3 protein-coding genes and 1 pseudogene are annotated in these 5324 nt (G+C 76.9%); 1 reads left to right on the top strand and 3 read right to left on the bottom strand.

Annotated elements, in window-relative coordinates; all coding sequences use genetic code 11:
- Both BN2279_RS07135 and BN2279_RS07130 read right to left on the bottom strand, forming a co-directional pair.
- Positions 1–332 (bottom strand): annotated as a pseudogene (locus BN2279_RS07135) (hypothetical protein); the annotation flags it as partial.
- 20 nt (positions 333–352) lie between these two features.
- Positions 353–1198 (bottom strand): fumarylacetoacetate hydrolase family protein, encoded by an 846-nt coding sequence (locus tag BN2279_RS07130; RefSeq protein WP_059007599.1) that lies wholly within the window; start codon positions 1196–1198, stop codon positions 353–355.
- A gap of 82 nt (positions 1199–1280) precedes the next feature.
- Between BN2279_RS07130 and BN2279_RS07125 the strand changes: the two genes are divergently transcribed.
- Entirely contained in the window at positions 1281–1991 is a 711-nt protein-coding gene (locus tag BN2279_RS07125) for a GntR family transcriptional regulator (protein WP_059007598.1), read from the top strand.
- Between the two features lie 19 nt (positions 1992–2010).
- Here BN2279_RS07125 and BN2279_RS07120 read toward each other — a convergent pair whose 3' ends face one another.
- A complete protein-coding gene (locus BN2279_RS07120; protein WP_059007596.1) occupies positions 2011–5256 on the bottom strand; it encodes an AfsR/SARP family transcriptional regulator in 3246 nt (1081 codons plus the stop codon).
- Positions 5257–5324 lie beyond the last annotated feature (68 nt).

Raw genomic sequence — 5324 nt, 5'->3', positions numbered from 1 at the left:
GACGCGCCGTCGCCGATGTCCGCCACCGCTTCGGCGGCGCTGTGGATGACCTTGTTCATGAGCCGCTGTGGCTTCCGGTCATCAGGCCGGCGAGGTCGTCGGGTCTGATGAAGGAGGGCGGCGGCGGACAGGTCGTCGGGGTCGTCCGCGCCGACGACGATCTCGATCAGGCGGCGGGTGGGCGCGTCCACGACGCGCAACTGACGTCCGCCGTCCCGTGTGGTGAACCAGCCGTCGCCCTCCGGGCCGAGGCCGAAGTCGGTGTAGTAGGCGCGGGTGGCGTCGGTGTTGGGGACCCCCATCGTCACGGAGGCCAGTCGGTGCAGCGCCATGGGTCGGACTCCTTCGTCACTCAGGCGGTGAAGGTCTGGCGGAGTTCGCCGATGCCCTCGATGTGGCTGACCAGCTCGTCGCCGGGGGCGAGGAAGCGCTGCGGGGTGCGGCCCAGGCCCACCCCGGCGGGCGTGCCGGTGAAGATGACGTCGCCGGGCAGCAGCGGCACCACCGCGGACAGCCGGGCGATCAGGACGGGCAGGGAGAGGATGAGATCGCCGGTGCGTCCCTTCTGCACCTCCTCGCCGTTGACCGAGCAGCCCAGCTCCAGGTCGTCGGGGTTGTCGAACTCGTCGGGCGTGACCAGCCACGGGCCGATCGGGGCGAACCCGGGGTGGGACTTGCCGAGGCTGAACTGCGGTGCGGGACCGGCGAGTTGCGCGACCCGCTCGGACAGGTCCTGGCCCACCGCAAGACCGGCCACGTGGGACCACGCGTCGGCCTCGGCCACCCGGTGGCCCCGGGTGCCGATGACGGCGACCAGTTCCACCTCCCAGTCGGTGTTCCCGCCCTCGGGCAGCGTCACCTCGGTGACCGGGCCGGTGATGGCCGTGACGAACTTGGTGAACACCGGCGGCAGGCCCTCCGGCACGGCGAACCCCGACTCCGCCGCGTGCGCCCGGTAGTTCAGCCCCACGGCCAGCACCTGACGGGGCGCCGGGACCGGGGAGCCCAGCGCCTCGGCCGCGAAGGGCTCGCCCTCCGGCAGCTCCGCCCCGGCCGCCCACGCGCGGAACTCCTCCCACCGCTCGTACACCACCTGCGGGTCCGCTCCGAAGAGGCCGCCACTGGCCCGTTCCACATCCACGGCCGTGCCGTCGGCGCGCAGCAGCGCCAGACGCCCGGAAACATTCGCGATACGCATGCCCGGAGGCTAGCAGCTTGCGAACCTGTAAGGAAGATTCGAAAGTATGCGGATGTTTTCGCATGACTGCTAGGTTGGGGCCATGGCCAAGAGCGACAACGGGACGACCCGCGCCGGCGACGTGTACCAACGGCTGCGGGCCGACATCCTCGGCGGCCGGCTCCTCCCCGGGCAGCGGCTGAAGTTCCCCGAGCTGTGCGCCCGGTACGGCACGAGCGTCGGCGCCGCCCGGGAGGCCCTGACCCGGCTGGTCACCGAGGGCTTCGTCACCACCCAGTCCCACCACGGGTACGCCGTCGTCCCGCTCTCCCACGAGGACCTCGCCGACCTCACGTTCGCCCGCACGGAGATCGAGTCCAGCGTGCTGCGCCTGTCCGTCCTCGACGGCGACATGAACTGGGAGGCCCAGCTCGTCGCCGCCCATCACGTGCTGGAGCGCACCCCGTTCCACGGCCCCGGCGACACCGACCACCCGGGCGACGCGTGGGCCGCCGCGCACAAGGCGTTCCACCTCGCGCTCCTCGACGGCTGCCGCAACCGCCGCCTGACCGCCACCGCCCGCGCCCTGCGCGAGGAGGCCGCCCTCTACCTCCAGTGGTCGGTCTCCTTCGGCCGCGAACCGGACCGCGACATCGCCGGGGAGCACCGGGCCCTGCTCGACGCCGCCGTCCGCCGCGACGCGGACCTCGCCGCCCGCCTGCTGCGCGAGCACATCGCCCACACCGCCCGGCTCCTCATCCGCGGCGCCACCGCCGAGCACTCCCCCGCCGACCGGGCAGCCGCCGCGACCTGACCACGCCCACCGGAGACGGTCAGGGGGCCGGTACGCGGAACGCGGCGGTGAAGCCGTCGTCGCCCAGCGCCGCCCTGGCCCGGGCCGTGACCCGGTCCACGTCGCCGCGTTCGGCGGGCGGCAGCGGCGCGCCGACCGACGCGCGCAGCGCGTGCGCCGTGCCCAGCAGCCGGGCCGCCTCCTCGGCGTCACCGGCCAGCGCCGCGGCCCCGGCCAGCCCCCCGTGGGCCAGCGCGACGGCCCGCGGGTCGCCGAGGGCGCGGGCCGCCGCCAGCCCCTCGCGGTGCAGCGCCGAGGCCCGCCCGGCGTCGCCGCGCAGCTCGGCCACGAAGCCGAGCTCGGCCAGCAGCAGCGTCAGCCCGTAGAACGGCACGCCGTAGTCGGCGGCCAGGCGCCGGTTCCACGCGAGCGTGGCTTCGAAATGGGCCTCGGCCTCGTCCAGGGCCCCGGTCCGCCGGGCGACGAGCCCGAGCCCGACGCGGGCGAACTCCTCGGCGAACCGGTTCGACTGCTCCGCCGCCAGCCGCATCGCCCGCTCGTGGAACTCGGTGGACCGTGCGAAGTCGCCCGTCAGCAGCGCGATCCGGCCCAGACTCGACAGGCGGTAGGAGACGTCGGTCCACAGCCGCAGCGCCTCGGCGGCGCGCAGCCCCTCCCGGTGCAGGCGGGCCGCGCGGTCGTAGTCGCCGCCGACCTCGGCCACGTAGCCGAGCATGTCGGTGGCCTGAAGACGGCCCCAGTCGTCGCCGAGGGACGTGAACAGCGCGAGGCTCTCGGCGCCGCTGCGTTCCGCCGTGACCAGGTCGCTCTCCAGCACCGCCTGCCGGGCCCGGCCGCTCAGCGCGGCGGCCTCCCCCCAGCGGTCGTCCAGGGCCCGGAACGCGGCCAGCGCCTCGTCCAGCAGCTCCTTGCCGGGGGCGACGGCCCCGAAGTGCAGATGCGCCAGCGCCAGGAACCAGCGCGACCGCGCCCGCCGGACGTCCGGCGCCCCCGCCGCTTCCGCCGCCTCGGCGGCTGCCAGCGCGCCCAGCGCCGCCCGGCTCCGGCCCAGCGGATCGGTGCCGTCCCCGGTCAGCACCGCGAACCCGGCCTCCCACGCCACGGCCTCGGCGCACACCGGTCCCGGCAGCCCGCCCGCCAGCACCAGCGAACGGTGGGCCTCGCGATGCCGGCCGCGCAGGTACCAGTACCAGGCCAGGGCGTTCACCAGCCGCAGGGCCAGGGCCCGGTCGCCGCGCCCGGCGGCGCTCTCCAGCGCGGCCCGCAGGTTCAGCGCCTCGGCGTCCAGCCGCTCCAGCCACCGCCGTTGCCGCCTGCCGTGGAGGTGGGGCTCCGCCTCCTCGGCCAGCCCGGCGTAGTGGGCGTCGCGGCGCCGCAGGACCTGGCCGGTCTCGCCGGCCGCGTCGGGTTGTTCGAGGGCGTAGGCGGCGACGGTCTCCAGCAGCCGGTACCGCGTGCCGCCGTCGGGGGCCGGTTCGGCGACGACCATCGACCTGTCGACCAGCCGCGCCAGCGCGTCGGTCACCTCCCCGGCGGCGAACCCGGGTTCCGCGCAGACCGCCTCGGCGGCCTCGGGGGCGCAGCCGCCCGGGTGCGCCGCGATCCGGCGGAGCACGACCCGTTCCGGCTCGGCCAGGTGCTCCCAGCTCCAGTCGATCATCGCGCGCAGCGTCCGCTGGCGGGCGGGCCCGCCACCGCCCCGGGCCGCCGGCAGGCGGAAACGGTCGTCCAGCCGCTCGGCCAGACCGCGCACACCGAGGGCGCGGACCCGCGCGGCGGCCAGCTCCAGGGCCAGCGGCAGGCCGTCGAGCCGGCGGCAGACGACCGCGACCCAGGGCGCCGTCGCGGCGTCCAGCCGGAACCCGGGGGCGGCGGCCGGGGCGCGGGCGACGAAGAGCTGGACGGCGCCCGCCCGCGCCAGGACGGCCGGGTCGGGGTCGGCGCCGGGCGCGGGCAGGTCCAGCGGGGCCACGGCGTGCAGGGTCTCGCCGGGGATGTCCAGCGGCTCCTGGCTGGTGGCCAGGACGCGTGACGCACCGGCGTTCCGCAGGAGCAGGGCCACGAGTTCGGCGGCGGGCGTCACCAGGTGCTCGCAGTTGTCCAGCACCAGCAGCAGGCGCCGCTCGCGCAGGGCGTCGGCCAGCCGGTGCGACAGCGGCACGGCGGGGACACCCGCCCTGGCTCCGGCGGGCTCGTCCCGCCGGCCGATCGCCGGGGCCACGCCCTCCCCGACCACCCCCACCGCGTCGGCGGCGGCGGTGGCCCGGGCGGGGCGCCGACCGGACAGGTCGGCCAGCCACACGCCGTCGGGGAACCCGGCCGCGACGCGGGCGGCCGTCGCCGTCGCCAGGCGCGTCTTGCCGACGCCGCCGGGGCCGGTCAGCGTGACCAGCCGGGCGTCGGCCAGCAGCGCCGCCACCCGGGTCACGGCGGGGTCCCCGCCGGTCAGCGGGGGGGGCGGCACGGGCAGGTTCGTCCCCGGCCGCGCCGCCGACGTGGCGGCGGCAGGCGCCGCGTCCAGCGCCGGGTCCTGGGTCAGGATCGCGCGCTGGACCGCGACCAGCGCGGGCCCCGGGTCGAGCCCCAGCTCGTCGGCGAGCCGGTGGCGCAGTTCCTCGTACGCGGCCAGCGCCTCGGTCTGCCGGCCGGCCCGGTACAGGGCGCGCAGGTGCGCGGCGCGCAGCCGTTCACGGAGCGGATACTCGGCCACCAGCTCGCCCAACTCGTCCGCGAGCAGGCTGTGTTCGCCAAGGTCGAGGCGTATCTCGGCGCGTTCTTCCAGCGCGGTCAGCCGCTGCTCCTCCAGCCGGGCGGCGGCGGGCCCGGCGAACGCCGCGTCGCGGAAGTCGGCGTACGCGGGGCCGCGCCACTCCCCCAGCGCCTCCGACAGCAGGTCCGCCGTGACGCGCGGCTCCCGCTCGGCCCGCGCCCGGTCGAGCAGGGCGGTGAACCGGGCGGCGTCCACCGCGTCGGCGGGGACGCGCAGGACGTAGCCGCCGGGCCGGTGCACCACCAGATCGCGGGCGCCCGGCTCGGCCAGGTCCAGGGCGCGGCGCAGTTGGGAGACCTTCGTCTGGAGCGTGTTGGCGGGGTTGCCCGGCGGGTCGTCGCCCCACAGGTCGTCGGCGAGCCGGTCGGCGGAGACGGGGCCGCCGCCGTGGACGAGCAGGTCGGCCAGCAGCGCGCGGACCTTCAGCTCGGGCACCCGTACGGGCCGGCCGTCCGCCGTCCACACCGCCAGGGGACCGAGCACTCCGAATCGCACCGGCCCACGCTACCGCCCGCCCGGCCCGGCCCGTTCCCGGTGGCCCCCGTGGACCCGCGGCGGAGTTC

It is taken from the genome of Streptomyces specialis, from assembly GCF_001493375.1.
Lineage (GTDB): Bacteria > Actinomycetota > Actinomycetes > Streptomycetales > Streptomycetaceae > Streptomyces > Streptomyces specialis.
Note: the sequence above shows the minus strand (reverse complement) of the source record. Positions and strands in the feature narration are given on the sequence as shown.